At 63.3% G+C, this 23,295-nt stretch carries 19 protein-coding genes and 1 pseudogene; 17 read left to right on the top strand and 3 right to left on the bottom strand.

Annotation, left to right across the window (positions count from 1 at the left end):
* The first annotated feature begins 17 nt into the window (after positions 1 to 17).
* The 5 genes and pseudogenes from AC1RGE_RS18900 (at position 18) to AC1RGE_RS18880 (ending at position 4,931) form a co-directional block, all read left to right on the top strand.
* On the top strand, positions 18 to 626 hold the full coding sequence (locus tag AC1RGE_RS18900) for a biliverdin-producing heme oxygenase (protein WP_011062882.1): 609 nt from the start codon (positions 18 to 20) through the stop codon (positions 624 to 626).
* Positions 627 to 743: 117 nt separating this feature from the next.
* The gene (locus AC1RGE_RS18895; protein ID WP_053153419.1) at positions 744 to 1,145 is read left to right on the top strand and encodes a YbaN family protein; all 402 of its coding nucleotides are present in this window, start codon (positions 744 to 746) and stop codon (positions 1,143 to 1,145) included.
* A gap of 187 nt (positions 1,146 to 1,332) precedes the next feature.
* Positions 1,333 to 2,619, top strand: a pseudogene (locus AC1RGE_RS18890) (methyl-accepting chemotaxis protein); the annotation flags it as partial.
* Between the two features lie 102 nt (positions 2,620 to 2,721).
* Positions 2,722 to 3,477: a methyl-accepting chemotaxis protein gene (locus tag AC1RGE_RS18885; RefSeq protein WP_370508323.1), complete on the top strand. Its 756-nt coding sequence runs from the start codon at positions 2,722 to 2,724 to the stop codon at positions 3,475 to 3,477.
* A gap of 98 nt (positions 3,478 to 3,575) precedes the next feature.
* A complete protein-coding gene (locus tag AC1RGE_RS18880) occupies positions 3,576 to 4,931 on the top strand; it encodes a CoA transferase (protein ID WP_492584825.1) in 1,356 nt (451 codons plus the stop codon).
* A 44-nt stretch (positions 4,932 to 4,975) separates the two neighbouring features.
* Here the strand turns inward: AC1RGE_RS18880 and AC1RGE_RS18875 are convergent, their stop codons facing one another.
* Both AC1RGE_RS18875 and arcD (AC1RGE_RS18870) read right to left on the bottom strand, forming a co-directional pair.
* Entirely contained in the window at positions 4,976 to 5,845 is an 870-nt protein-coding gene (locus tag AC1RGE_RS18875; protein ID WP_401261326.1) for a DNA-3-methyladenine glycosylase family protein, read from the bottom strand.
* Positions 5,842 to 7,269: an arginine-ornithine antiporter gene (gene arcD / locus AC1RGE_RS18870; protein ID WP_401020556.1), complete on the bottom strand. Its 1,428-nt coding sequence runs from the start codon at positions 7,267 to 7,269 to the stop codon at positions 5,842 to 5,844. The genes AC1RGE_RS18875 and arcD (AC1RGE_RS18870) overlap by 4 nt, the downstream gene beginning before the upstream one ends.
* 453 nt (positions 7,270 to 7,722) lie before the next feature.
* On the opposite strand from arcD (AC1RGE_RS18870), the gene arcD (AC1RGE_RS18865) reads away from it, so the two are divergent.
* From arcD (AC1RGE_RS18865) to AC1RGE_RS18810, 12 genes are all read left to right on the top strand, one after another.
* On the top strand, positions 7,723 to 9,150 hold the full coding sequence (gene arcD / locus AC1RGE_RS18865) for an arginine-ornithine antiporter (RefSeq protein WP_011062888.1): 1,428 nt from the start codon (positions 7,723 to 7,725) through the stop codon (positions 9,148 to 9,150).
* Between the two features lie 45 nt (positions 9,151 to 9,195).
* Positions 9,196 to 10,452, top strand: a complete 1,257-nt coding sequence (arcA, locus tag AC1RGE_RS18860; protein WP_011062889.1) for an arginine deiminase — start codon at positions 9,196 to 9,198, stop codon at positions 10,450 to 10,452.
* 83 nt (positions 10,453 to 10,535) lie between these two features.
* On the top strand, positions 10,536 to 11,546 hold the full coding sequence (locus AC1RGE_RS18855) for an ornithine carbamoyltransferase (RefSeq protein ID WP_015636749.1): 1,011 nt from the start codon (positions 10,536 to 10,538) through the stop codon (positions 11,544 to 11,546).
* A gap of 62 nt (positions 11,547 to 11,608) precedes the next feature.
* Entirely contained in the window at positions 11,609 to 12,538 is a 930-nt protein-coding gene (arcC, locus tag AC1RGE_RS18850; RefSeq protein WP_011062891.1) for a carbamate kinase, read from the top strand.
* A 72-nt stretch (positions 12,539 to 12,610) separates the two neighbouring features.
* Entirely contained in the window at positions 12,611 to 12,970 is a 360-nt protein-coding gene (locus AC1RGE_RS18845; protein ID WP_011062892.1) for a DUF5064 family protein, read from the top strand.
* Between the two features lie 174 nt (positions 12,971 to 13,144).
* Positions 13,145 to 14,653, top strand: coding sequence for a transcriptional regulator GcsR (gene gcsR, locus AC1RGE_RS18840; RefSeq protein WP_011062893.1), 1,509 nt, complete (start codon positions 13,145 to 13,147; stop codon positions 14,651 to 14,653).
* Between the two features lie 312 nt (positions 14,654 to 14,965).
* On the top strand, positions 14,966 to 15,349 hold the full coding sequence (gene gcvH, locus AC1RGE_RS18835; RefSeq protein ID WP_492584823.1) for a glycine cleavage system protein GcvH: 384 nt from the start codon (positions 14,966 to 14,968) through the stop codon (positions 15,347 to 15,349).
* Between the two features lie 9 nt (positions 15,350 to 15,358).
* Complete coding sequence (gene gcvP, locus AC1RGE_RS18830) at positions 15,359 to 18,214, top strand: aminomethyl-transferring glycine dehydrogenase (RefSeq protein WP_492584821.1); 2,856 nt, start codon at positions 15,359 to 15,361, stop codon at positions 18,212 to 18,214.
* Between the two features lie 181 nt (positions 18,215 to 18,395).
* Entirely contained in the window at positions 18,396 to 19,772 is a 1,377-nt protein-coding gene (locus AC1RGE_RS18825; RefSeq protein ID WP_011062896.1) for an L-serine ammonia-lyase, read from the top strand.
* Between the two features lie 40 nt (positions 19,773 to 19,812).
* On the top strand, positions 19,813 to 20,937 hold the full coding sequence (gene gcvT, locus AC1RGE_RS18820) for a glycine cleavage system aminomethyltransferase GcvT (protein ID WP_011062897.1): 1,125 nt from the start codon (positions 19,813 to 19,815) through the stop codon (positions 20,935 to 20,937).
* 392 nt (positions 20,938 to 21,329) lie between these two features.
* Positions 21,330 to 21,542 (top strand): cold-shock protein, encoded by a 213-nt coding sequence (locus AC1RGE_RS18815; protein ID WP_007977299.1) that lies wholly within the window; start codon positions 21,330 to 21,332, stop codon positions 21,540 to 21,542.
* 96 nt (positions 21,543 to 21,638) lie between these two features.
* Positions 21,639 to 22,127 (top strand): RDD family protein, encoded by a 489-nt coding sequence (locus tag AC1RGE_RS18810; RefSeq protein WP_011062898.1) that lies wholly within the window; start codon positions 21,639 to 21,641, stop codon positions 22,125 to 22,127.
* 65 nt (positions 22,128 to 22,192) lie between these two features.
* Here AC1RGE_RS18810 and nadA read toward each other — a convergent pair whose 3' ends face one another.
* On the bottom strand, positions 22,193 to 23,251 hold the full coding sequence (nadA, locus tag AC1RGE_RS18805; RefSeq protein WP_492584819.1) for a quinolinate synthase NadA: 1,059 nt from the start codon (positions 23,249 to 23,251) through the stop codon (positions 22,193 to 22,195).
* Positions 23,252 to 23,295: the final 44 nt, after the last annotated feature.

Here is a 23,295-nt window from a genome sequence, read left to right as displayed (position 1 = left end):
TTCTCAAGGACATCTGCATGACCTCCCAGGATTCCTCCCAGCGTCACCACCTGCGCTCCCAACGCCTGAACCAGATCACCCACGAGCCGCATTCCAAGCTCGACGCCCTGGTCAAGGCCCATGCGCCCTTCGAAACCCAAGGTGCATTCGCCCGTTTCGTGGTGGCCCAGTACCTGTTCCAGTCGGAACTGGTGGACCTGTACAACGATGCCGAACTGAACAAGATCGTCCCGGACCTGGCCGAGCGCTGCCGCGCCGAAGCTGCCAAGGCTGACCTGGCCGACCTGGAAACCGAGGTTCCTGCACCAGTGGCCGGTGCCGTCAGTAACCCAAGCCAGGCCGAAGCCCTGGGCTGGATCTTCGTCTCCGAGGGTTCCAAGCTGGGTGCCGCGTTCCTGATCAAGCGCGCCGTGGGCCTGGGCCTGAGCGAAACCTTCGGTGCCCGTCACCTGGGCGAACCAGCCGGTGGCCGCGCCGAAGGCTGGAAAACCTTCACCCGCATCCTCGACGGCCTGGAGTTCACCGCCGAAGAAGAAGCCGCGGCGGAAAAAGGTGCCCTGGATGCCTTCAACCGCTTCACCGTGCTGCTGGAACAGGCTTACTCCGGCGCCGCACAACCGGCCTGACCCGCGTAGTTGCGGGCAGGTGGCGCGCCAAGGCGTGCCCCTGCCCGCAGCGGTATTTTGTCGGCCGGCGGCATTCGCGGATTGAGCCGTACGACGCGTTACCTCATCATCGAAACCATGACCCCCACTCGCCCCTCCTCGTCGAAGATTTCCCGCCTGCTGTTTGGCGCGCTGGCCTATGTCAGCCTGGCCATCGGCCTGATCGCCATCGTCGTACCCGGCCTGCCGACCACCGAGTTCATCCTGCTCGCTGCCTGGGCCGCCACCAAGAGCTCGCCACGGCTAAGCGCCTGGATGGAGAACCATCGCCTGTTCGGGCCTATCCTCTGCAACTGGCGCAACGGCCGGATCGTCAGCCGCAAGGCCAAGATCAGCGCCACGGTCAGCATGCTGCTGTGTGCCGGGCTGATGCTGACCCTGCTCAACCATCACTGGACGATGTATGCCGCCATTGCCGGCATGACCCTGGGCAACCTGTGGATCTGGTCACGCCCAGAAGCCCTGCCGCAGGCCTCCTGACCTGCGCCCGCTGGCAGCTATGCCCTTGCCCCCGAGGCCATATATGTCAAGAACATGACCGTTCGTCGGCCTCCCCTCACGCAAAGGCCGCCCGAGCCGATGTTCCGGGCATAGCGCTGAATGGACTTGGCGACCGGAGTCATCCGATTCCGTGCTTTCCATCCGTCCTTTCGCGAGATCGCCCCCCATGTTCGACTCTCTCTCCATTCGCCTGAAAATAGTGCTGTTGTCCGGACTGTGCCTGTTGGGCGTAGTGGCGCTGATCGTCGGCATGAACCTGTACCAGAGCCAGCAGAACAACCAACTGGTCAACACCTCCAGCACGCGGATGCTCACCGCCGGGGTCGAAGAGTTGCTGCAGGCCAAGGCCGCCGACCAGGCAGTACGGGTGCAGAAGACCTTCGGTGAAAGCAACCTGGTGATCACCGCACTGGCGGACCAGGTACGCGACCTGCGTGACATGGCGAGCAAGCGCGGCCTGGAAGCTGCGGCACTGCGCGAAGAGCTCAACCACAGCCTGAAGACCGCCTTCGAGCGCAATCCCAAAGTGCTCGGCATCTGGCTGGCCTACGAACCCAACGCCCTGGATGGCAAGGACAGCGAATTTCTCAATGACGCAGCCCGTGCTTCCAACGAACGCGGGCGCTTCGCCACCTACTGGAGCCGATCCGGGGGCCAGCAGTTGAACACCGTGATGGTGGAAGACGACCTGACCAAGACCACCCTCAACCTCAGCGGCACCCCCTACAACGTCTGGTACACCTGCCCCCGCGACAGCCGCCGTACCTGCCTGCTGGACCCCTACGCCGACACCATCGGCGAGGACAAGAAACAGGTGCTGATGACCACCATCTCCCAGCCCTTGCTGGTGGACGGCAAGGTCATCGGGGTGATTGGCGTCGACATCGCCCTGGATTCCCTGCAGGCCGCGGCCGGCGAATCCCAGCGCTTTCTGTTCAACGGTGCCGGGCACATGATGATCGTCGCCGGCAGCGGCTTGCTGGCGGCCGTGGGCGCCGACGCCAGCCAGGTCGGCAAGAACATCAACGAAACCCTAGGCGCCCAGGGCAAGGACATCCTCGCGCTGCTCGCCGGCAACCAGAACAAGGTCCTGCAACAGGGCGAACTGATCCGCGCGGTCTACCCCTTCAGCCCGATTGCCGATGCCAAGCCCTGGGGCGTCACCATCGACCTGCCGCAACAAGTGCTGCTGGCAGACTCGGTAAAACTGCAAGGCCTGCTGGATGAAGCCCAGACCAGCGGCACGGTGAAAACCGTACTGGTGGCCGTCGGCGCCGGCCTGCTGGGCCTGCTGCTGATCTGGCTCAGCGCCTCGGGCGTGACCCGCCCGATCAACAGCGTGGCGCAGATGCTCAAGGCCATCGCCAGCGGCGACGGCGACCTGACCCAGCGCCTGGACTACAGCAAGAAAGACGAACTCGGCGAACTGGTGGGCTGGTTCAACCGCTTCCTCGACAAGCTGCAACCGACCATCGCCCAGATCAAGCAGAGCATCACCGAAGCCCGGGGCACCGCCGACCAGTCTTCGGAGATCGCCCGCCAGACCAGTGAAGGCATGCAGGTGCAGTTCCGCGAAATCGACCAGGTGGCCACCGCCTCCAACGAAATGAGCGCCACTGCCCACGATGTTGCCAACAGTGCCTCCAATGCCGCCCAGGCCGCCCGTGGCGCAGACCAGTCGGCCAAGGAAGGCATGACCATCATCGAGCGCAGCACCCGGGACATCAGCCTGCTGGCCGACGAGGTGAGCAAGGCGGTGGGGGAAGTCGAAGCCCTGGCGGTGAGCAGCGAACAGATAGGGTCGGTGCTGGAAGTGATCCGCAGTATTGCCGAGCAGACCAACCTGCTGGCCCTCAACGCCGCCATCGAAGCGGCTCGCGCCGGGGAAAGCGGCCGCGGTTTCGCCGTGGTGGCCGATGAAGTGCGCAACCTGGCCAAGCGCACCCAGGACTCGGTGGAGGAAATCCGCGTGGTGATCGAACGCATCCAGAGCGGCACCCGGGATGTGGTGACCACCATGCACGCCAGCCAGAGCCAGGCGCAGAACAATGCCGGGCAGATCCAGCAGGCAGTCCAGGCCCTGGGCAAGATCAGCGACGCGGTCACCGTGATCAGCGACATGAACCTGCAGATCGCCAGCGCTGCCGAGCAGCAGAGCGCGGTGGCCGAAGAGGTCAACCGCAACGTCTCGGCGATTCGCACCGTGACCGAAACCCTCACCGAACAGGCCAGTGAGTCGGCCCAGGTCAGCAGCCAGCTCAATGCCCTGGCCACCCAGCAAATGAAACTCATGGATCAGTTCCGCGTGTAAGCGCTGCTCCGGCGCCAGCCGCGGCCGATGACCTGGGGTGATCGACAGCCGCGGCAGTTTCAGGGTGCAATGCCCTCCTCTGATCCACGGAGTGGGCCATGACCGAGTTACTCGCATCCATCCAGGCCGCGCTGGGCCTGGCGTCATCAAGCATCCGGCAAACCGGCCAGGGCTCCCTGCCCTCGGCCTTCGCCGTGACCGACCTGGCCAGCGCCAGCATTGCCGCTGCCGGGCAGGCAGTCGCTGAACTCCTGTACAGCCAGACCGGACGCCTGCCAGAGGTCAGCGTCGACCGGCGCCTGGCCTCGTTCTGGTTCGCCAGCTCGATCCGCCCGCAGGGCTGGAGCCTGCCATCCCCCTGGGACCCGATTGCCGGCGACTACGCCAGCCGCGACGGCTGGATTCGCCTGCACACCAACGCACCTCACCACCGGGCCGCCGCCGAACGGGTGCTGGGAGCGGTGACCGAACGTTCGGCCATGGCCGCCCAGGTGGCCACCTGGAACGCCCTGGAACTGGAGCAGGCGATAGTCGACCAGGGCGGTTGTGCCGCGCAGATGCGCAGCTGGGCGCAGTGGCAGGCCCACCCCCAGGGCCAGGCGGTAAACAGCGAACCCCTGGTGCACTGGCTGCCCCAGGCCGATCAGCGGCACAGGGCCTGGAGCGGTGGCGTCGACCGGCCCCTGGCCGGGCTCAAGGTACTGGACCTGACCCGGGTCCTGGCGGGCCCGGTGGCCAGCCGCCTGCTGGCGGGGCTGGGCGCCGAGGTGTTACGCATCGATCCGCCACATTGGAACGAGCCGGCCCTGGAGCCGGAGGTGACCCTGGGCAAACGCTGCGCGCGCCTCGATCTGCACGACCTTGAGCAGCGTGCCCTGTTCGAAGGCCTGCTGGCGCAGGCCGACCTGCTTCTGCATGGCTACCGCGCCGATGCCCTGGAACACCTGGGTTATGACGCCCGGGAACGCCAGAAAATCGCTCCGGGGCTGATCGAAGTCAGCCTCAATGCCTACGGCTGGAGCGGCCCCTGGCGCAACCGCCGGGGCTTCGACAGCCTGGTGCAGATGAGCTGCGGCATCGCCGAAGCCGGCATGGCCTGGAAAGCCGCGGACAGGCCTGTGCCACTGCCGGTCCAGGCCCTGGATCACGCCACCGGTTACCTGATGGCAGCCAGCGCCCTGCGGGCACTGACCCGGTCCCTGAGCGGCGAGCAGGGCGCATCGGCGCGCCTGTCCCTGGCCCGTACCGCCCAGTTGCTGGTTGATCATTCCCCGTCAGCAACCGCCGAAACTCCACTGCGCGCCGAAGACCACGAGGATCAGGGGCTGGTGCTGGAACAGACCCCTTGGGGGCCGGCGCGGCGCCTGCGGGTGCCGTTGCACATCAATGGAACGCCGGTGCAGTGGAGTTGCCCGGCCACCGCCCTGGGCGCCCATCGCCCCAGATGGTGGTGAAGGCCTTGGCTGGCAGTTGATCCCGTAGGAACCGGCGGACCGTTTCAGCCCATGGTCGCCCACAAATGCTGCGCCGCATAACCGCGCCACGGCCGCCAGGCCTCGGCCCGGGCCAGCAGTTGGCGGGCATTGGGCCGCAGCCCCTGCAGACGTGCCACAGCGTTGAACAGGCCTACGTCCGCCGCCGGAAAGGCATCGCTCTCGCGCAACTGGCGCAGGGCGATGTATTGCGCGGTCCAATCGCCGATTCCCGGCAATTGCAACAGGCGCTCCACCCCCTGTTGCAGGCTGGCCCTGGGTTCGAACAGGAGTGGATCGTCGAGCAAGGCCTGGGCCACGGCAGACAGCGTGCGTGCCCGGCTGCGGGGCATTCCCAGGTCGGCCAGGTTGGCAGTGGACAGCACCTGGGGAGTGGGAAACAGGTGGGTCAAGCCGGGCCACTGCGGGTCGGGACTGGCCAGCAACCGGCCATGCACGGCCACCAGCTTGCCCGCCAGGCGGATCGCGCCCTGCACGGTGATCTGCTGGCCCAGCACGGCGCGAATGGCCAGCTCGAAACCGTCCCAGGCCCCGGGTACTCGCAGGCCAGGGCGTGCCGCCAGCAACGGTGCGAGCAGCGGATCACGGGCCAGATGGCGGTTGATCAGGGACAGGTCCGCGTCCAGATCGAATTGCCGGCGCAAGCGCGCCAGCACCTGGGGCAGCAGGGCCTGCTCGGCCCCCTGCAACTGCACCTGCAAATGGCCTGCAGGCCCCGGGCAGACACTCAAGATGCCTTGCCCGCCCGCCAGCGCGAAGGTGCGGGCATAAGTATCGCCCTGCACCACCTCAAGGCCCTCGATGGCGCGGGCCCTGAGAAAGCCCAGCATCGCCGGCCAGTCGTAGGCGCCCTGGTAGGGCAGGTGATGAATCACAGCGCCAGCAGACCGCTGTACAAGCCATAGGCCGCCAATGAGGCGCCGATGACCACAGCCGCGAAGATCAGTTTTTCCAGCGGGGTGAACAACGGCTCGCCCTGCTCATGCTTGGCCTTGGCGAACAGGATCACCCCCGGCGCATACAACAAGGCCGATAGCAGCAGGTACTTCAAGCCGCCGGCGTACAGGAGCCAGATGGCGTAGCTCAGGGCCACGGTGGCGATGAACAGGTCCTTCTTGCGTTCCCGGGAGGCCTGCTCGTAGGTTTCCCCGCGACCGCTGAGCAGCACCGCATAGGCCGCCGACCACAGGTAGGGCACCAGGATCATCGACGACGCCAGGTAGATCAGGCTGGTGTAGGTGCCGGCGGAGAACAGGGTGATCAGCAGAAAGATCTGGATCATCACGTTGGTCAGCCACAAGGCATTGACCGGCACATGGTTGGCGTTTTCCTTCTTCAGGAAAGCCGGCATGGTCCGGTCCCGGGCGGTGGCGTAGAGGATCTCGGCGCACAGCAAGGCCCAGGACAGCAAGGCCCCCAGCAGGGAAATCGCCAGTCCGATGCTGATCAGCAAGGCGCCCCAGGGGCCGACGATATGCTCCAGCACTGCCGCCAGGGAAGGGTTCTGCAATTGCGCCAGCTCCGGCTGGCTCATGATCCCCAACGACAGCACGTTGACCAGTACCAGCAGCGCCAGCACCCCGAGAAAACCGATCACCGTGGCCCGCCCGACATCGGCACGCTTCTGCGCCCGGGCCGAATACACGCTGGCGCCCTCGATACCGATGAACACGAACACCGTCACCAGCATCATGTTGCGCACCTGGTCCATCACCCCGCCGAAGTTCGGGTTGCTGCGGCCCCAGATATCCCGGGTGAAGATATCCGCCTTGAATGCCACGGCAGCGATGACGATGAACATCACCAGCGGCACGATCTTCGCCACCGTGGTCAGCTGGTTGATGAACGCCGCCTCCTTGATCCCCCGCAACACCAGGAAATGCACGGCCCACAGCAGGACCGAGGCACAGCCGATGGCCACCGGGGTATTGCCCTGGCCGAACACCGGAAAGAAATAGCCCAGGGTGCTGAACAGCAGGACGAAGTAGCCGACGTTGCCCAGCCAGGCACTGATCCAGTAACCCCAGGCGGAAGAGAAGCCCATGTAGTCGCCGAACCCGGCCTTGGCATAGGCGTAGACCCCGGAATCGAGCTCCGGCTTGCGGTTGGCCAGGGTCTGGAAGACGAAGGCCAGGGTCAGCATCCCCACCGCGGTGATGGCCCAGCCGATCAGCACCGCTCCGGCATCGGCCCGGGCCGCCATATTCTGCGGCAGCGAGAAGATCCCGCCGCCAATCATGGAACCCACCACCAGGGCGATCAATGCACCGAGTTGCAGCTTCTGCGCCGGTTGTGACATCCCTACCTCTGCTTCAGTGAGTCGATCTGGCGATTAAAGCTACACGCTATTAAATAACTTCTACAAATTTGCGTCTAACAGTAACAGTCAATTATTTATCCTTTATGCAACGGGCCTCTGGACACCTCGTAGAAAGCCCTGAATAACCGACTGTTTTGTTATGTATATGCACTAAGTGCCATCACTACCAAGTGATTAATCAATGCCGCTGAAAGATTTGCACATTCCCCAAAAGGGTCTAGTTTCAAACGTCGTCGGCAATGAGAACCGCTACTGATAAGGAGATCGAAACCTGTCTGGAATGGCCCTCTCCGGACAGCATTCTACCCCCCGCAACAAATCTTAAGTCATTCATTCACAACGAAATGCAGTAATGAACTGATCTGAGTCAGCTGTTCGGATTGCAAGCAGATTTACTCTGACGTCTCTCTTCTCCTGCATTGGAGTCATGCAATGTCTGAATCCCCCGGTAAACTAAGACTGGGCGCCTTAGTCGCCCTGGTAGTGGGTTCCATGATTGGCGGCGGGATCTTCTCCTTACCGCAAAACATGGCCGCCAGCGCCGATGTTGGTGCTGTTCTTATTGGTTGGGCAATTACCGCTGTCGGCATGTTGACCCTGGCCTTCGTCTTCCAAACTCTAGCCAATCGCAAACCTGATCTGGATGGCGGCGTCTACGCCTACGCCAAGGCCGGGTTCGGTGACTACATGGGCTTTTCATCGGCCTGGGGTTACTGGATCAGCGCCTGGCTGGGCAACGTCGGCTACTTCGTCCTGCTGTTCAGCACCCTGGGCTATTTCTTCCCGATCTTCGGCGAGGGCAACACCCCCGCGGCCGTGATCGGCGCCTCTGTTTTGCTCTGGGCCGTGCACTTCCTGGTGCTGCGCGGCATCAAGGAAGCGGCCTTCATCAACTTGGTGACCACGGTTGCCAAGGTGGTGCCGCTGCTGCTGTTCGTGCTGATCGCCCTGTTCGCCTTCAAGCTGGATATCTTCACCGCCGACATCTGGGGCGTGAAGAATCCGGACCTGGGCAGCGTGATGAACCAGGTGCGCAACATGATGCTGGTCACCGTGTGGGTGTTCATCGGCATCGAGGGCGCGAGCATCTTCTCGTCCCGGGCGGAGAAACGCTCGGATGTGGGCAAGGCCACCGTCATCGGCTTCATCACCGTGCTGCTGTTCCTGGTGCTGGTGAACGTGCTGTCCCTGGGGATCATGACCCAGCCGGAACTGGCCAAGCTGCAGAACCCGTCCATGGCGGCAGTGCTGGAGCATGTGGTGGGCCACTGGGGCGCGGTACTGATCAGCGTCGGCCTGATCATCTCGCTGCTGGGGGCGCTGCTGTCCTGGGTGCTGCTGTGCGCGGAAATCATGTTCGCCGCCGCCAAGGACCACACCATGCCGGAGTTCCTGCGCCGCGAGAACGCCAACCACGTACCGGCCAACGCCCTGTGGCTGACCAATGCCATGGTGCAGATCTTCCTGGTCATCACCCTGTTCTCGGCCAGTACCTACCTGTCGCTGATCTACCTCGCCACCTCGATGATCCTGGTGCCCTACCTGTGGTCGGCGGCCTACGCAGTACTGCTGGCGGTGCGCGGCGAAAGCTATGAACAGGCCCTGGCCGAACGCAAGAAGGACCTGATCATCGGCAGCATCGCCCTGCTCTACGCGATCTGGCTGCTGTATGCCGGCGGGGTCAAGTACCTGCTGCTCTCGGCCCTGCTCTACGCCCCCGGCGTGGTGCTGTTCGCCAAGGCCAAGATGGAACTGCACAAACCAATTTTCACCAACGTCGAGAAGCTGATTTTTGCCGCAGTGGTCATAGGCGCCCTGGTGGCGGCCTACGGACTCTACGACGGCTTCCTGACCCTATAGCTCTAGCAACACCCCCGATTGTTTTGTCTCTGGAGGATCACAGTAATGACCACGGAAAAAGTTAAGTACGGCGTACATTCCGAAGCCGGCAAACTGCGCAAAGTCATGGTTTGTTCCCCAGGCCTGGCCCATCAGCGGCTGACCCCGAACAACTGCGATGAACTGCTGTTCGATGATGTGCTGTGGGTGGCCCAGGCCAAACGCGACCACTTCGACTTCGTCACCAAGATGCGTGAGCGGGATATCGATGTGCTGGAAATGCACAACCTGCTGACCGACATTGTCGCCATGCCCGAAGCCCTGGACTGGATTCTGGAGCGCAAGATCACCGCCAACCAGGTCGGCCTGGGCCTGGTCAACGAAGTCGGTTCGTGGCTGCGCAGCCTGGAGCCGCGCAAGGTCGCCGAGTACCTGATCGGCGGTGTATCGGCCGATGACCTGCCCACCAGCTTCGGTGGCAAGACCATCGAGATGTTCCGCGACTTCCTCGGCCACTCCAGCTTCATCCTGCCGCCGCTGCCCAACACCCAGTTCACCCGCGACACCACCTGCTGGATCTACGGCGGCGTGACCCTGAACCCGATGTACTGGCCGGCGCGACGTCAGGAAACCCTGCTGACCACCGCCATCTACAAGTTCCACCCCGAGTTCACCAACGCCGACTTCCAGATCTGGTACGGCGACCCGGACCAGGAACACGGCAACGCCACCCTGGAAGGCGGCGACGTGATGCCGATCGGCAACGGCGTGGTCCTGATCGGCATGGGCGAGCGCTCCTCGCGTCAGGCCATCGGCCAACTGGCGCTGAACCTGTTCAAGCACAAGGCCGTGGAGCGCGTGATCGTCGCCGGCCTGCCGAAATCCCGCGCGGCGATGCACCTGGACACCGTGTTCAGCTTCTGCGACCGCGACCTGGTCACGGTCTTCCCGGAAGTGGTGAGCCAGATCGTCGCCTTCAGCCTGCGCCCTGACGAAAGCAAGCCCGGCGGCATCGATGTGCGCCGCGAAGAGACCAGCTTCCTCGACACCGTGGCCAAGGCCCTCAACCTCAAGGCCCTGCGCGTGGTGGAAACCGGTGGCAACGCCTTCGCCGCCGAGCGCGAGCAATGGGACGACGGCAACAACGTGGTGGCCGTGGAGCCCGGCGTGGTCATCGGCTACGACCGCAACACCTACACCAACACCCTGCTGCGCAAGGCCGGGGTCGAGGTCATCACCATCAGCGCCGGCGAACTGGGCCGGGGCCGTGGCGGCGGCCACTGCATGACCTGCCCGATCATCCGCGACCCGATCGACTACTAAGCGCCCTATCCGACATAGCAGCTTGCCGTTGCCCCTACAAAGGGCCTCGGCAAGTGGACGACCGAAATCAAAGGAGATCCATCATGGCTTTCAACATCCACAACCGTAACCTGCTGAGCCTGGAACACCACACCCCACGTGAGCTGCGCTACCTGCTGGACCTGTCCCGCGACCTCAAGCGCGCCAAGTACACCGGCACCGAGCAGCAGCACCTCAAGGGCAACAACATCGCCCTGATCTTCGAAAAGACCTCGACCCGTACCCGTTGCGCCTTCGAAGTGGCGGCCTATGACCAGGGCGCCAACGTCACCTACATCGACCCCAACTCCTCGCAGATCGGCCACAAGGAAAGCATGAAGGACACCGCCCGAGTGCTGGGGCGCATGTACGACGCCATCGAGTACCGCGGCTTCAAGCAGGAAATCGTCGAAGAACTGGCGAAATTCGCCGGGGTTCCGGTGTTCAACGGCCTGACCGATGAATACCACCCGACCCAGATGATCGCCGACGTGCTGACCATGCGTGAGCACGCCGACAAGCCGATCCACGAGATCAGCTACGCCTACCTGGGCGATGCGCGCAACAACATGGGCAACTCTCTGCTGCTGGTGGGCGCCAAGCTCGGCATGGACGTGCGCATCTGCGCGCCCAAGGCCCTGTGGCCCCATGACGACCTGGTGCAGCGCTGCAAGCAATACGCAGAGGAAAGCGGTGCCCGCATCACCCTCACCGAGGATCCGAAAGCCGCGGTCAAGGGCGTGGACTTCATTCACACCGACGTCTGGGTCTCCATGGGCGAACCGGTGGAAGCCTGGGCCGAGCGTATCGAGCAACTGCTGCCCTACCAGGTCAACGCCCAGTTGATGAAAGCCACCGGCAACCCACGGACCAAGTTCATGCACTGCCTGCCGGCTTTCCACAACAGCGATACCAAGGTCGGCAAGCAGATCGCCGAGCAGTATCCGCACCTGGCCAACGGCATTGAAGTGACCGACGACGTGTTCGAGTCGCCCGCCTGCATCGCCTTCGAGCAAGCGGAAAACCGCATGCACACCATCAAGGCGATCCTGGTTTCGACCCTGGCCGACCTGTAATCCCCCTCCAGCACCGGGGCCGCCCAGGCGGCGCCGGCACCGGACTCTAGAAGGACTGCATTATGCGTATCGTCGTTGCACTGGGCGGTAACGCCCTGCTCCGCCGTGGTGAACCCATGACCGCGGACAACCAACGCGCCAACATCCGCATCGCCACCGAACAGATCGCCAAGATCCACCCCGGCAACCAACTGGTGATTGCCCACGGCAATGGCCCGCAGGTCGGCCTACTGTCGTTGCAAGCGGCGGCCTATACCCAGGTTTCGCCCTACCCGCTGGACGTGCTAGGCGCCGAGACCGAAGGCATGATCGGCTACATCATCGAACAGGAACTGGGCAACCTGCTGGACTTCGAGGTGCCGTTCGCCACCTTGCTGACCCAGGTGGAAGTGGACGCCAAGGACCCGGCATTCAAGAATCCGACCAAGCCCATCGGCCCGGTCTACAGCAAGGAAGAAGCCGAGAAGCTGGCCAAGGAAAAAGGCTGGGCCATCGCCCCGGATGGCGACAAGTACCGCCGGGTAGTGGCCAGCCCGAAACCCAAGCGCATCTTCGAGATCCGTCCGATCAAGTGGCTGCTGGAAAAAAGCAGCATCGTGATCTGCGCCGGCGGTGGCGGCATCCCCACCATGTACGGCGAGGATGGCAAGCTCAAGGGCATCGAGGCCGTGATCGACAAGGACCTGTGCTCGGCGCTGTTGGCCGAGCAACTGGAAGCCGACCTGCTGGTGATCGCCACCGACGTCAACGCGGCGTTCATCGACTTCGGCAAACCGACCCAGAAGGCCATCGGCCAGGCCCACCCGGACGAAATCGAGAAGCTGGGCTTTGCCGCCGGCTCCATGGGGCCGAAGGTCCAGGCCGCCTGCGAATTTGCCCGGCACACTGGCAAAACCGCAGTGATCGGTTCACTCTCGGACATCGAAGCGATCGTCCAGGGCAAGGCCGGCACCCGCATCAGCACCGCGCAACCTGGCATCAGTTACCTGTAAGACGCTTGCAGTGAAAACTCGGGGCAGGCCCGGCGCCTGCCCTCATTTCAAAGCCCTGGAGGAGAGAAGCCTATGGCCATGTTTGAGCCCGGTCACCTGCATATCGAGCGCCATGCGCTGAACAAGGACGACTTCAGCTACAACCTGTGCATTGACTACGAAGTGGCCCACGATCCCAAGGAGGGCAAGGGCATGCTGTTCACCCTGCACGGCACCATCGAAGACAAGTCCCTGAAGGAGCAGTTCTTCCTGGCCAAGGACCTGGCTTTCGACTTCGCCCGCCACGCCACCCGCCTCGCCCAGCAGCACGGCCTGCCCAAAAGCGCCAGCATTGCCTCGATGCACAAGTACTACGACGAAATGTTCGAGGACGTACGCAAGCAACTGGACGTCAAGCCCGGCGACCCGGTGAAACCCGAGCACCTTGCATAACCCCCGATCCCCTGCTGGGGCCGACGTGCCGGCGAACTGACCACGGCCCTGCATCGCTGCCCGGCCCGCCTTCGCCGGCTAGCCGGCTCTTGCGGCATGCGTGACGATTTCGACTAAGCCCCTGCCCCAAGGCATACTGGCCACCCTCCGCTTTGCAGAACCGTCAGTCACCCCATGCGTATCCACGTCAGCTTCATCGACCGCGTCGGCATCACCCAGGAAGTCCTGGCCCTGTTGGGCGGGCGCAACCTCAACCTGGATGCGGTGGAAATGGTGCCGCCCAACGTCTATATCGATGCCCCGACCTTGAGCCCCCAGGTGCTGGAAGAACTGCGCGATGCGCTGTTCAACGTACGTGGCGTGCAGGCGGTGACGGTGGTGGACATCCTTCCCGGGCAACGCCGGCACCTGCAACTGGACGCCCTGCTGGCGGCCATGACCGATCCGGTGCTGGCCCTGGACAGTGCCGGCAAAGTGCTGCTGGCCAACCCGGCGCTGATCGCCCTGTATGGTCGCGAACCGGCCGGGGAAAGCGTCGCCGAGCTGTTTGCCGACCCCGCACTGCTGGAGGCCCTGCTGGAAAACGGCTTTCGCCTGCCGCTGCGGGAAATCACCGTCAATGGCCAGACCCTGCTGCTGGACGCTACTCCCATTACCGACGCCGGTGCCCTGCTGACCCTGTACCCGCCCAACCGTATCGGTGAACGGCTCTCGGCCCTGCATCACGACCACGCCGAAGGCTTCGATGCCCTGCTCGGCGAATCACCGGCGATCCGCACCCTCAAGGCCCGGGCGCAGCGGGTTGCAGCGCTGGACGCACCACTATTGATCCAGGGTGAAACCGGCACCGGCAAGGAACTGGTGGCCCGCGCCTGCCACGCCATCAGCGCCCGCCACGGCGCGCCGTTCCTGGCCCTGAACTGCGCGGCACTGCCGGAAAACCTGGCCGAGAGCGAGCTGTTCGGCTATGCCCCCGGCGCCTTTACCGGCGCCCAGCGCGGCGGCAAGCCGGGGCTGATGGAGCTGGCCAACCAGGGCACGGTGTTCCTCGATGAAATCGGCGAGATGTCGCCCTACCTGCAGGCCAAGCTCCTGCGCTTTCTCAATGACGGCAGCTTTCGCCGGGTCGGTGGCGATCGCGAGATCAAGGTCAACGTGCGCATCCTCAGCGCCACCCATCGTGACCTGGAAAAAATGGTCAACGAAGGCACCTTCCGCGAAGACCTGTTCTATCGCCTCAACGTGCTGAACGTGGAAGTGCCACCGCTGCGCGAACGCGGCCAGGACATCCTGCTGCTGGCCCGCTACTTCATGCAGCAGGCCTGCGCGCAGATCCAGCGGCCGGTGTGCCGGCTGACACCGGGAACCTACCCGGCGCTGCTGGGCAACCGCTGGCCGGGCAACGTGCGGCAATTGCAGAACGTGATCTTCCGTGCGGCGGCGATCTGCGAGAGCAACCTGGTGGACATCGGTGACCTGGACATTGCCGGCACCTCGGTAGCCCGCCAGAACGATGCCGAAGTGGCCAGCCTGGAACAGGCCGTGGAAGCCTTCGAGAAGGAGCTGCTGGAAAACCTCTACGTCAGTTACCCCTCGACCCGGCAACTGGCCAACCGCTTGCAGACCTCCCATACCGCGATTGCCCATCGCCTGCGCAAATACGGCATTCCCAGCAAGGCCTGAGCTTGCGCCTGCCGCTCTGAAAGCGACCTCCATCTGTACTGAAAGCGCTACAGTGGAACGATTTCGCTACAAAGCCTTGCAATCGCAGCCGTGCAAGGCTTTGATCCTCAAAGCCTTTTTTCCGCACCCCGTGCTGTAGCGTTTTCGCTACGGCCGTGAAATTCCATTCTCTACAAAAAACACTCAACCCCTTGATTTACAAAGGCCAAATAAATATTGGCCGTGTTCTTGCTATGGACATTGCCATTCGGCTCGGCGCTGTCCGAGCATTCAATCGCGTCCACCAGACGAGTCTGGCCCTGAGGAGTTTCCATGAGCGAGTTGCGTTTTACTGAAGATCACGAATGGCTGCGTACCGAAACGGATGGCAGTGTCACCGTCGGCATTACGGCTTTCGCCCAGAACGCCCTGGGTGATGTGGTGTTTGTGCAACTGCCGGAGCTGCAGGGCTACGACAAGGGCGCCGAAGCCGCCACCGTGGAATCGGTGAAAGCCGCCAGCGGCGTGTACATGCCCCTGGACGGTGAAGTGGTCGCCACCAACCCGGCCCTGGAAGACAGCCCGGAACTGGTCAACGAAGACCCGCTGGGCGAAGGCTGGTTCTTCCGCTTCATCCCTGCCGATGCCGCTGCCGTTGGCCAATTGCTGGACCAGGACGCCTACGACCGCCTGATCAAAGCCAGCGCCGAAGCCTGAGGAGCCGCCATGACCGTCAACCTGAGCACCGCCAACGAATTCATCGCGCGCCACATCGGCCCGCGCCAGGGCGATGAGCAAGCCATGCTCAATAGCCTCGGCTTCGACTCCCTGGAAGCCCTGAGCGCCAGCGTGATTCCCGAGAGCATCAAGGGCACCAGCGTGCTGGAGCTGGGCCACGGCCTGAGCGAAGCCCAGGCCCTGGCCTCGATCAAGGCCATCGCCGCCAGGAACCAGCTGTTCAAGACCTATATCGGCCAGGGCTACTACAACTGCCATACGCCGTCGCCGATCCTGCGCAACCTCCTGGAAAACCCCGCCTGGTACACCGCCTACACCCCGTACCAGCCGGAAATCTCCCAGGGTCGCCTGGAAGCCCTGTTGAATTTCCAGACCCTGATCAGCGACCTGAGCGGCCTGCCGATCGCCAACGCCTCGCTGCTGGACGAAGGCACCGCCGCCGCCGAAGCCATGACCTTCTGCAAGCGCCTGAGCAAGAACAAGGGCAGCCACGCCTTCTTCGCCTCGCAGCATTGCCACCCACAGACCCTCGATGTGCTGCGCACCCGTGCCGAGCCCCTGGGGATCAACGTGGTGGTGGGCGATGAGCGCAAGCTGACCGACGTCAGCCCGTTCTTCGGCGCCCTGCTGCAATACCCGGCAAGCAACGGTGACCTGTTCGACTACCACGAGCTGACCGAGCGTTTCCACGCTGCCAACGCCCTGGTAGCCGTGGCCGCCGACCTGCTGGCCCTGACCCTGCTGACCCCGCCCGGGGAATTCGGCGCCGACGTGGCCATCGGCAGTGCCCAGCGCTTCGGCGTACCCCTGGGCTTTGGTGGCCCGCATGCGGCCTACTTCGCCACGCGCGATGCCTTCAAGCGCGACATGCCCGGCCGCCTGGTGGGCGTCTCGGTGGACCGTTTCGGCAAGCCGGCCCTGCGCCTGGCCATGCAGACCCGCGAGCAGCATATCCGCCGCGAGAAGGCCACCAGCAACATCTGCACCGCCCAGGTCCTGTTGGCCAACATCGCCAGCATGTATGCCGTGTACCACGGCCCCAAGGGCCTGACCCAGATCGCCCAGCGCATCCACCAGCTGACCGCGATCCTGGCCAAGGGCCTGGTCCAGCTGGGCTTGACCGTGGAGCAGGAAAGCTTCTTCGACACCCTGAGCCTGCGCACTGGTGCCGACACCGCCGCGCTGCACGACAAGGCACGCGCCCAGGGCATCAACCTGCGGGTGATAGACTCCGAGCGCCTGGGCCTGTCCCTGGACGAAACCACCACTCAAGCCGACGTTGAAACCCTGTGGAGCCTGCTGGCCGACGGCAAGCCCGCGCCGGACTTCGCGGCACTCGCGGCGGCGGTCACCAGCGCCATCCCCGCAGCCCTGGCACGCCAGTCGGCGATCCTCAGCCACCCGGTATTCAACCGCTATCACTCGGAAACCGAGCTGATGCGCTACCTGCGCAAGCTGGCGGACAAGGACCTGGCCCTGGATCGCACCATGATCCCGCTGGGCTCCTGCACCATGAAGCTCAACGCCGCCAGCGAAATGATCCCCATCACCTGGGCCGAGTTCGGCGCGCTGCACCCCTTCGCTCCCGCCGAGCAAAGCGCCGGCTACCAGCAACTGACCACCGAACTTGAAGCGATGCTCTGCGCTGCCACCGGCTACGACGCGGTGTCGCTGCAGCCCAACGCCGGCTCCCAGGGCGAGTACGCCGGCCTGCTGGCCATTCGTGCCTATCACCAGAGCCGTGGCGACGAGCGCCGCGATATCTGCCTGATTCCCTCCTCGGCCCACGGCACCAACCCGGCCACCGCCAACATGGCCGGCATGCGCGTGGTGGTCACCGCCTGCGACGCCCGCGGCAACGTCGACATCGAGGACCTGCGGGCCAAGGCCATCGAGCACCGCGAGCACCTCGCCGCGCTGATGATCACCTACCCGTCGACCCACGGCGTGTTCGAAGAAGGCATCCGCGAAATCTGCGGCATCATTCACGACAACGGCGGCCAGGTGTACATCGACGGCGCCAACATGAACGCCATGGTCGGTCTCTGCGCGCCGGGCAAGTTCGGTGGCGACGTGTCGCACCTGAACCTGCACAAGACCTTCTGCATTCCCCACGGCGGTGGCGGCCCGGGCGTCGGCCCGATCGGCGTCAAGTCGCACCTGGCGCCCTTCCTGCCCGGCCATGCCGCGCTGGAAAACAAGAAAGGCGCGGTCTGTGCCGCTCCGTTCGGCAGCGCCAGCATCCTGCCGATCACCTGGATGTACATCAGCATGATGGGCGGCGCCGGCCTCAAGCGCGCCTCGCAGTTGGCGATCCTCAATGCCAACTACATCTCGCGCCGCCTGGAAGAGCACTACCCGGTGCTCTACACCGGCAGCAACGGCCTGGTGGCCCACGAATGCATCCTCGACCTGCGTCCTTTGAAAGACAGCAGCGGCATCAGCGTCGATGACGTGGCCAAGCGCCTGATCGATTTTGGCTTCCACGCGCCGACCATGTCGTTCCCGGTGGCCGGTACCCTGATGATCGAACCGACCGAAAGCGAATCCAAGGAAGAGCTGGACCGCTTCTGCGACGCCATGATCCGCATCCGCGAAGAAATCCGCGCAGTGGAAAACGGCGCCCTGGACAAGGACGACAACCCGCTGAAGAACGCTCCGCACACCGCGGCCGAACTGGTGGGCGAGTGGTCCCATCCATACAGCCGTGAACAGGCGGTGTACCCAGTGGCATCCCTGGTGGAAGGCAAGTACTGGCCGCCGGTTGGCCGGGTCGACAACGTGTTCGGCGACCGCAATCTGGTGTGCGCCTGCCCTTCGATCGAGAGCTACCAGGACGCGTAAGCCGTCCATCACTGGAGAGCCGTGCCCCTGCAGATACCGCGTATACCTGTAGGAGCCGGCTCGCCGGCGATGAGCGATAACGCATCAATCGGGTAGAGCAGCGGCTGCCTGTATCGCGGGAAAGCTAGCTCCTGCAAGTGCTTGCTTGCCGATCAATACAATAAGAAACCGGAGAACCAACATGTCCCTGAGCGTGTTCGACCTGTTCAAGATTGGCATCGGCCCCTCCAGCTCCCATACCGTCGGCCCGATGCGCGCCGCCGCGCGTTTTGTCGAAGGCCTGCGTCGCGATCAACTGCTGGCCAGCACCACCTGCGTCAAGGTCGAGCTGTACGGCTCGCTGGGCGCCACCGGCAAAGGCCACGGCAGCGACAAGGCGGTGCTACTAGGCCTGGAAGGCGAGCACCCGGACACCGTGAATACCGAAAACATCGCCGCGCGCCTGCAGGAAATACGCAGCAGCGCGCGCCTCAACCTGCTCGGCGAACACAGCATTGCGTTCAACGAGAAAGAACACCTGGCCATGATCCGCAAGCCCCTGGCCTATCACCCCAATGGCATGATCTTTCGTGCCTTCGACAGCGCCGGTTTGCAGATCCGCAGCCGCGAGTACTACTCCGTTGGCGGTGGTTTCGTCGTGGATGAAGATGCCGCCGGAGCCGATCGCATCGTTGAAGACACCACCCGCCTGACCTTCCCTTTCCGCAATGCCAAGGAACTGCTGCAACATTGCGCTACCTATGGCCTGTCCATCAGCCAGGTGATGCTGACCAATGAAAGCGCCTGGCGCCCGGAAGCGGAAACCCGCGCTGGACTGCTGAAGATCTGGCAGGTGATGCAGGACTGCGTGGACGCTGGCTGCCGCAACGAAGGCATCCTGCCCGGCGGGCTCAAGGTCAAGCGCCGTGCCGCGGCCCTGCACCGCCAGTTGTGCAAGCACCCGGAAGCGGCGCTGCGCGATGCCCTGTCGGTGCTGGACTGGGTCAACCTCTATGCCCTGGCGGTGAATGAAGAAAACGCCAACGGCGGACGGGTGGTCACAGCCCCCACCAATGGCGCGGCCGGAATCATTCCGGCGGTGCTGCACTACTACATGCGCTTCATTCCCGGGGCCAACGAAGACGGGGTGGTGCGTTTTCTCCTCACCGCCGCAGCCATCGGCATCCTCTACAAGGAAAACGCCTCGATCTCCGGCGCCGAAGTCGGCTGCCAGGGTGAAGTGGGCGTGGCCTGCTCGATGGCGGCCGGGGCCTTGTGCGAGGTCCTCGGCGGCAGCGTGCAGCAAGTAGAGAACGCCGCGGAAATCGGCATGGAACACAACCTCGGGCTGACCTGTGACCCCATTGGCGGGTTGGTGCAGGTGCCCTGCATCGAGCGCAACGCCATGGGCTCGGTCAAGGCCATCAATGCGGTGCGCATGGCCCTGCGCGGCGACGGGCAGCACTTCGTCTCCCTCGACAAGGTCATCCGCACCATGCGCCAGACCGGCGCCGATATGAAAAGCAAATACAAGGAAACCGCCCGTGGCGGTCTGGCCGTGAACATTATCGAGTGCTGATACGCAGCCTGTATCCGCACGTTTTTTTCAGGAGTTGCCCATGTCCACCGAAACACTGTTGAAAACCCCGCTGCACAGCCTGCACCTGGAACTCGGCGCCCGCATGGTGCCGTTCGCCGGCTACGACATGCCGGTGCAGTACCCGCTGGGAGTGATGAAGGAGCACCAGCACACCCGTGAACAGGCCGGGCTGTTCGATGTGTCCCACATGGGGCAGATCCTGCTGCGCGGCGCCAATGCCGCCCAGGCCCTGGAGACCCTGGTGCCGGTGGATATCATCGACTTGCCGGTGGGCATGCAGCGCTACGCCATGTTCACCAACGAACAGGGCGGCATCCTTGATGACCTGATGGTGGCCAACCTGGGGGACGAACAGCTGTTCCTGGTAGTCAACGCCGCCTGCAAGGACCAGGACCTGGCCCACCTGCGCCGCCACCTGGGCGAGCAATGCGACATTCAACCGCTGTTCGAGGAACGGGCCCTGCTGGCCCTGCAAGGCCCGGCTGCGGTCACGGTGCTGGCGCGCCTGGCGCCGGAGGTGGCGCAGATGACCTTCATGCAGTTCAAGCCGGTGACCCTGCTGGGCGTAGACTGCTTTGTCAGCCGTTCGGGCTACACCGGCGAAGACGGTTTCGAAATCTCGGTGCCGGCGGCCCAGGCGGAAAAACTCGCCCGTGCCCTGCTGGCCGAGCCGGAAGTAGCGGCCATCGGCCTCGGCGCCCGCGACTCCCTGCGCCTGGAAGCCGGCCTGTGCCTCTATGGCCATGACATGAACAGCGACACCACGCCGATCCAGGCCAGCCTGCTGTGGGCCATCTCCAAGGCACGTCGTGCCGATGGCGCCCGCGCCGGCGGCTTCCCCGGTGCCGAGGTGATCTTTGCCCAACAGCAAGGCGGTGTCAGCCGCAAACGCGTCGGCCTGCTGCCCCAGGAACGCACACCGGTACGTGAAGGTGCAGAGATCGTCGACGCCCAAGGCAAGGTTATCGGCAGCGTGTGCAGCGGCGGTTTTGGTCCGACCCTGGGCGGCCCCTTGGCCATGGGCTACCTCGACATAGAGCACTGCGCACTCGATACGCCAGTTGCAGCAATAGTTCGTGGGAAAAAGGTGCCAATGCTTGTAAGCAAAATGCCATTCGTGCCACAACGCTACTACCGCGGCTGAGGGACTGTTTCTATAAGTAACGCGGTTGCGTTAAAAGTGCACTAATCTGTAACGCAACCGCCATAAAACAGTGCATATTTTCGATACTGAACTTCACTTATAACGCCCGAAAACAATTGAACAACTCTATCGAATAAGCCCCGTACGCTAGTTCCGCCAAACCTCGGCAAGCTGAGTAAAACCGGGGCTTCGCGGGGCTTGTTTTTTCTCCCATAGTTGGCGTAGAGTTTCCCCACTGTGTTTGCATGGGTCGCTTGGAATCGTGACCTGGGCAGTAGCTAACAAGTTTGCTACAACCCGTTCGACGTCTCTTACTTTCCTGCAACCCAGCCCAGTACTCTTTCATGAGAAAGAGACTGTCATTAATTTTTTAGCGTCAAAGGAAATAAGAAATGTCCCAACGTCAGAGCGGTACCGTCAAGTGGTTTAACGACGAGAAAGGTTTTGGTTTTATCACTCCAGAAAGCGGTCCGGATCTGTTCGTACACTTCCGCGCCATTCAGGGCAACGGCTTCAAGAGCCTGAAAGAAGGCCAAAAAGTGACCTTCATCGCTGTGCAAGGCCAGAAAGGCATGCAGGCTGACGAAGTACAAGCAGAAGCTTAATCGTCTGTAACGAAAAAGCCCCTGATGCTGACATCAGGGGCTTTTTTGTGCGCGCAATTCCGTAAAATGGCTTCTTTTTTCAGTCGAGAGCCTGTCATGTCGAAACATCTGCTAAGCCCCCAAGGCGAGTTCCCCGCCGCCGGCCTGGGTCGTCGCCTGGCAGCGATGTTCTATGATTTCCTGCTGTGCGTTGCCCTGCTGATTGTCACGGGCGGCGTCTACAAGCTGATCCAGATGCAGATCATCGGCGAGGCGCGGATGCGTACCCTGACCGAGTCCGGCGCCCTGGACGGTGACCCGTTGTACTCCACGGTGCTGCTGTTCGTACTGTTCGGTTTCTTCGCCAAGTTCTGGACCCACTCCGGCCAGACCCTGGGCATGCAGGTCTGGGGTATCCGGGTGCAGAACGCCGACGGCAGCCGTATCAGCCTGTGGCAGGCACTGTTGCGCTTCATGGTGTCGATCGCGTCCTGGCTGTGTGCCGGCCTGGGCTTCTTCTGGGTGCTGGTGGACAAGCAGAAACGCAGTTGGCACGACATCTACTCCAACAGCCAGCTGGTGCGCATTCCCAAGCAGAAGAAGTAAGCCCGCCGCCTACAAAAACGCCCCGACAGATCGGGGCGTTTTTTTTAAGCGAGCAGAAGAACCGATCAGGCGTTGCCCGCCAGTTTCATCCGCGCGGCCTGGGTGAAATCCAGCATGCGCTTCAGAGGGCGGAGCGCATTGGGGATCAGCGCCGGGTCGACGCTGATCTCGTTGCTGCCATCCTTCAGGCACTGCAGGGTACGCTCCAGGGTATTCATGGCCATCCACGGGCAATGGGCACAACTGCGGCACGCCGCACCATTGCCGGCCGTCGGCGCCTCGATGAACACCTTGTCCGGGCACAGCTGCTGCATCTTGTAGAAGATGCCGCGGTCGGTGGCGACGATGAAGGTATTGTTCGGCAGGCGCTGCGCGGCAGCAATCAGCTGACTGGTGGAGCCCACCGCATCGGCCAGTTCGATCACCGAGCTGGGGGACTCCGGGTGCACCAGAATGGCCGCATCCGGATACAGCGCCTTCATGTCTTCCAGCTGCTTGGACTTGAACTCCTCGTGAACGATGCAGGCACCGTCCCAGAGCAGCATGTCGGCACCGGTCTGGCGCTGGATGTAGGTGCCCAGGTGCTTGTCGGGGCCCCAGATGATCTTCTCGCCGTTATCCATCAGGCTTTCGACGATTTCCAGGGCGCAACTGGACGTCACCACCCAGTCGGCACGGGCTTTGACCGCCGCCGACGTGTTGGCATAGACCACCACGGTGCGCTCGGGATGCTGGTCGCAGAAGGCCGAGAACTCTTCCACCGGGCAGCCAAGGTCAAGGGAGCAGGTGGCTTCCAGGGTCGGCATCAACACCCGTTTTTCAGGGTTGAGAATCTTCGCCGTCTCACCCATGAAGCGGACCCCGGCAACCAGCACGGTCTTGGCCGGATGGGCATTGCCGAAGCGGGCCATTTCCAGGGAGTCGGACACGCAGCCACCGGTTTCTTCGGCCAGGGCCTGAATCACCGGATCACAGTAGAAGTGTGCAACCAGCACCGCATCCTGAGCCTTGAGCTCGGCAGCGATGGCGGCACGCAGATGGGCCTCTTGCGCAGCGCTAAAGGGTTTGGGCTGCTTGGCGTCGAGGTGGGCTTGAACCAGAAGGCGTTCAGAAATTTGCGTCATGTTCGCAAGACCTGCAGGCGCTTGAGGCGCGAAAGTCGAGTATA

The organism is Pseudomonas sp. GW823-FHT02C05 (assembly GCF_058797595.1).
Note: the sequence above shows the minus strand (reverse complement) of the source record. Positions and strands in the feature narration are given on the sequence as shown.

What these genes read in the sequence shown, in the direction of transcription:
- AC1RGE_RS18900 (WP_011062882.1), top strand. Translation starts at nt 18, where the DNA reads ATGACCTCCCAGGATTCCTCCCAGCGTCACCACCTGCGCTCCCAACGC.
- AC1RGE_RS18895 (WP_053153419.1), top strand. Translation starts at nt 744, where the DNA reads ATGACCCCCACTCGCCCCTCCTCGTCGAAGATTTCCCGCCTGCTGTTT.
- AC1RGE_RS18885 (WP_370508323.1), top strand. Translation starts at nt 2,722, where the DNA reads ATGCAGGTGCAGTTCCGCGAAATCGACCAGGTGGCCACCGCCTCCAAC.
- AC1RGE_RS18880 (WP_492584825.1), top strand. Translation starts at nt 3,576, where the DNA reads ATGACCGAGTTACTCGCATCCATCCAGGCCGCGCTGGGCCTGGCGTCA.
- arcD (WP_401020556.1), bottom strand. Translation starts at nt 7,269, where the DNA reads ATGTCACAACCGGCGCAGAAGCTGCAACTCGGTGCATTGATCGCCCTG.
- arcD (WP_011062888.1), top strand. Translation starts at nt 7,723, where the DNA reads ATGTCTGAATCCCCCGGTAAACTAAGACTGGGCGCCTTAGTCGCCCTG.
- arcA (WP_011062889.1), top strand. Translation starts at nt 9,196, where the DNA reads ATGACCACGGAAAAAGTTAAGTACGGCGTACATTCCGAAGCCGGCAAA.
- AC1RGE_RS18855 (WP_015636749.1), top strand. Translation starts at nt 10,536, where the DNA reads ATGGCTTTCAACATCCACAACCGTAACCTGCTGAGCCTGGAACACCAC.
- arcC (WP_011062891.1), top strand. Translation starts at nt 11,609, where the DNA reads ATGCGTATCGTCGTTGCACTGGGCGGTAACGCCCTGCTCCGCCGTGGT.
- AC1RGE_RS18845 (WP_011062892.1), top strand. Translation starts at nt 12,611, where the DNA reads ATGGCCATGTTTGAGCCCGGTCACCTGCATATCGAGCGCCATGCGCTG.
- gcsR (WP_011062893.1), top strand. Translation starts at nt 13,145, where the DNA reads ATGCGTATCCACGTCAGCTTCATCGACCGCGTCGGCATCACCCAGGAA.
- gcvH (WP_492584823.1), top strand. Translation starts at nt 14,966, where the DNA reads ATGAGCGAGTTGCGTTTTACTGAAGATCACGAATGGCTGCGTACCGAA.
- gcvP (WP_492584821.1), top strand. Translation starts at nt 15,359, where the DNA reads ATGACCGTCAACCTGAGCACCGCCAACGAATTCATCGCGCGCCACATC.
- AC1RGE_RS18825 (WP_011062896.1), top strand. Translation starts at nt 18,396, where the DNA reads ATGTCCCTGAGCGTGTTCGACCTGTTCAAGATTGGCATCGGCCCCTCC.
- gcvT (WP_011062897.1), top strand. Translation starts at nt 19,813, where the DNA reads ATGTCCACCGAAACACTGTTGAAAACCCCGCTGCACAGCCTGCACCTG.
- AC1RGE_RS18815 (WP_007977299.1), top strand. Translation starts at nt 21,330, where the DNA reads ATGTCCCAACGTCAGAGCGGTACCGTCAAGTGGTTTAACGACGAGAAA.
- AC1RGE_RS18810 (WP_011062898.1), top strand. Translation starts at nt 21,639, where the DNA reads ATGTCGAAACATCTGCTAAGCCCCCAAGGCGAGTTCCCCGCCGCCGGC.
- nadA (WP_492584819.1), bottom strand. Translation starts at nt 23,251, where the DNA reads ATGACGCAAATTTCTGAACGCCTTCTGGTTCAAGCCCACCTCGACGCC.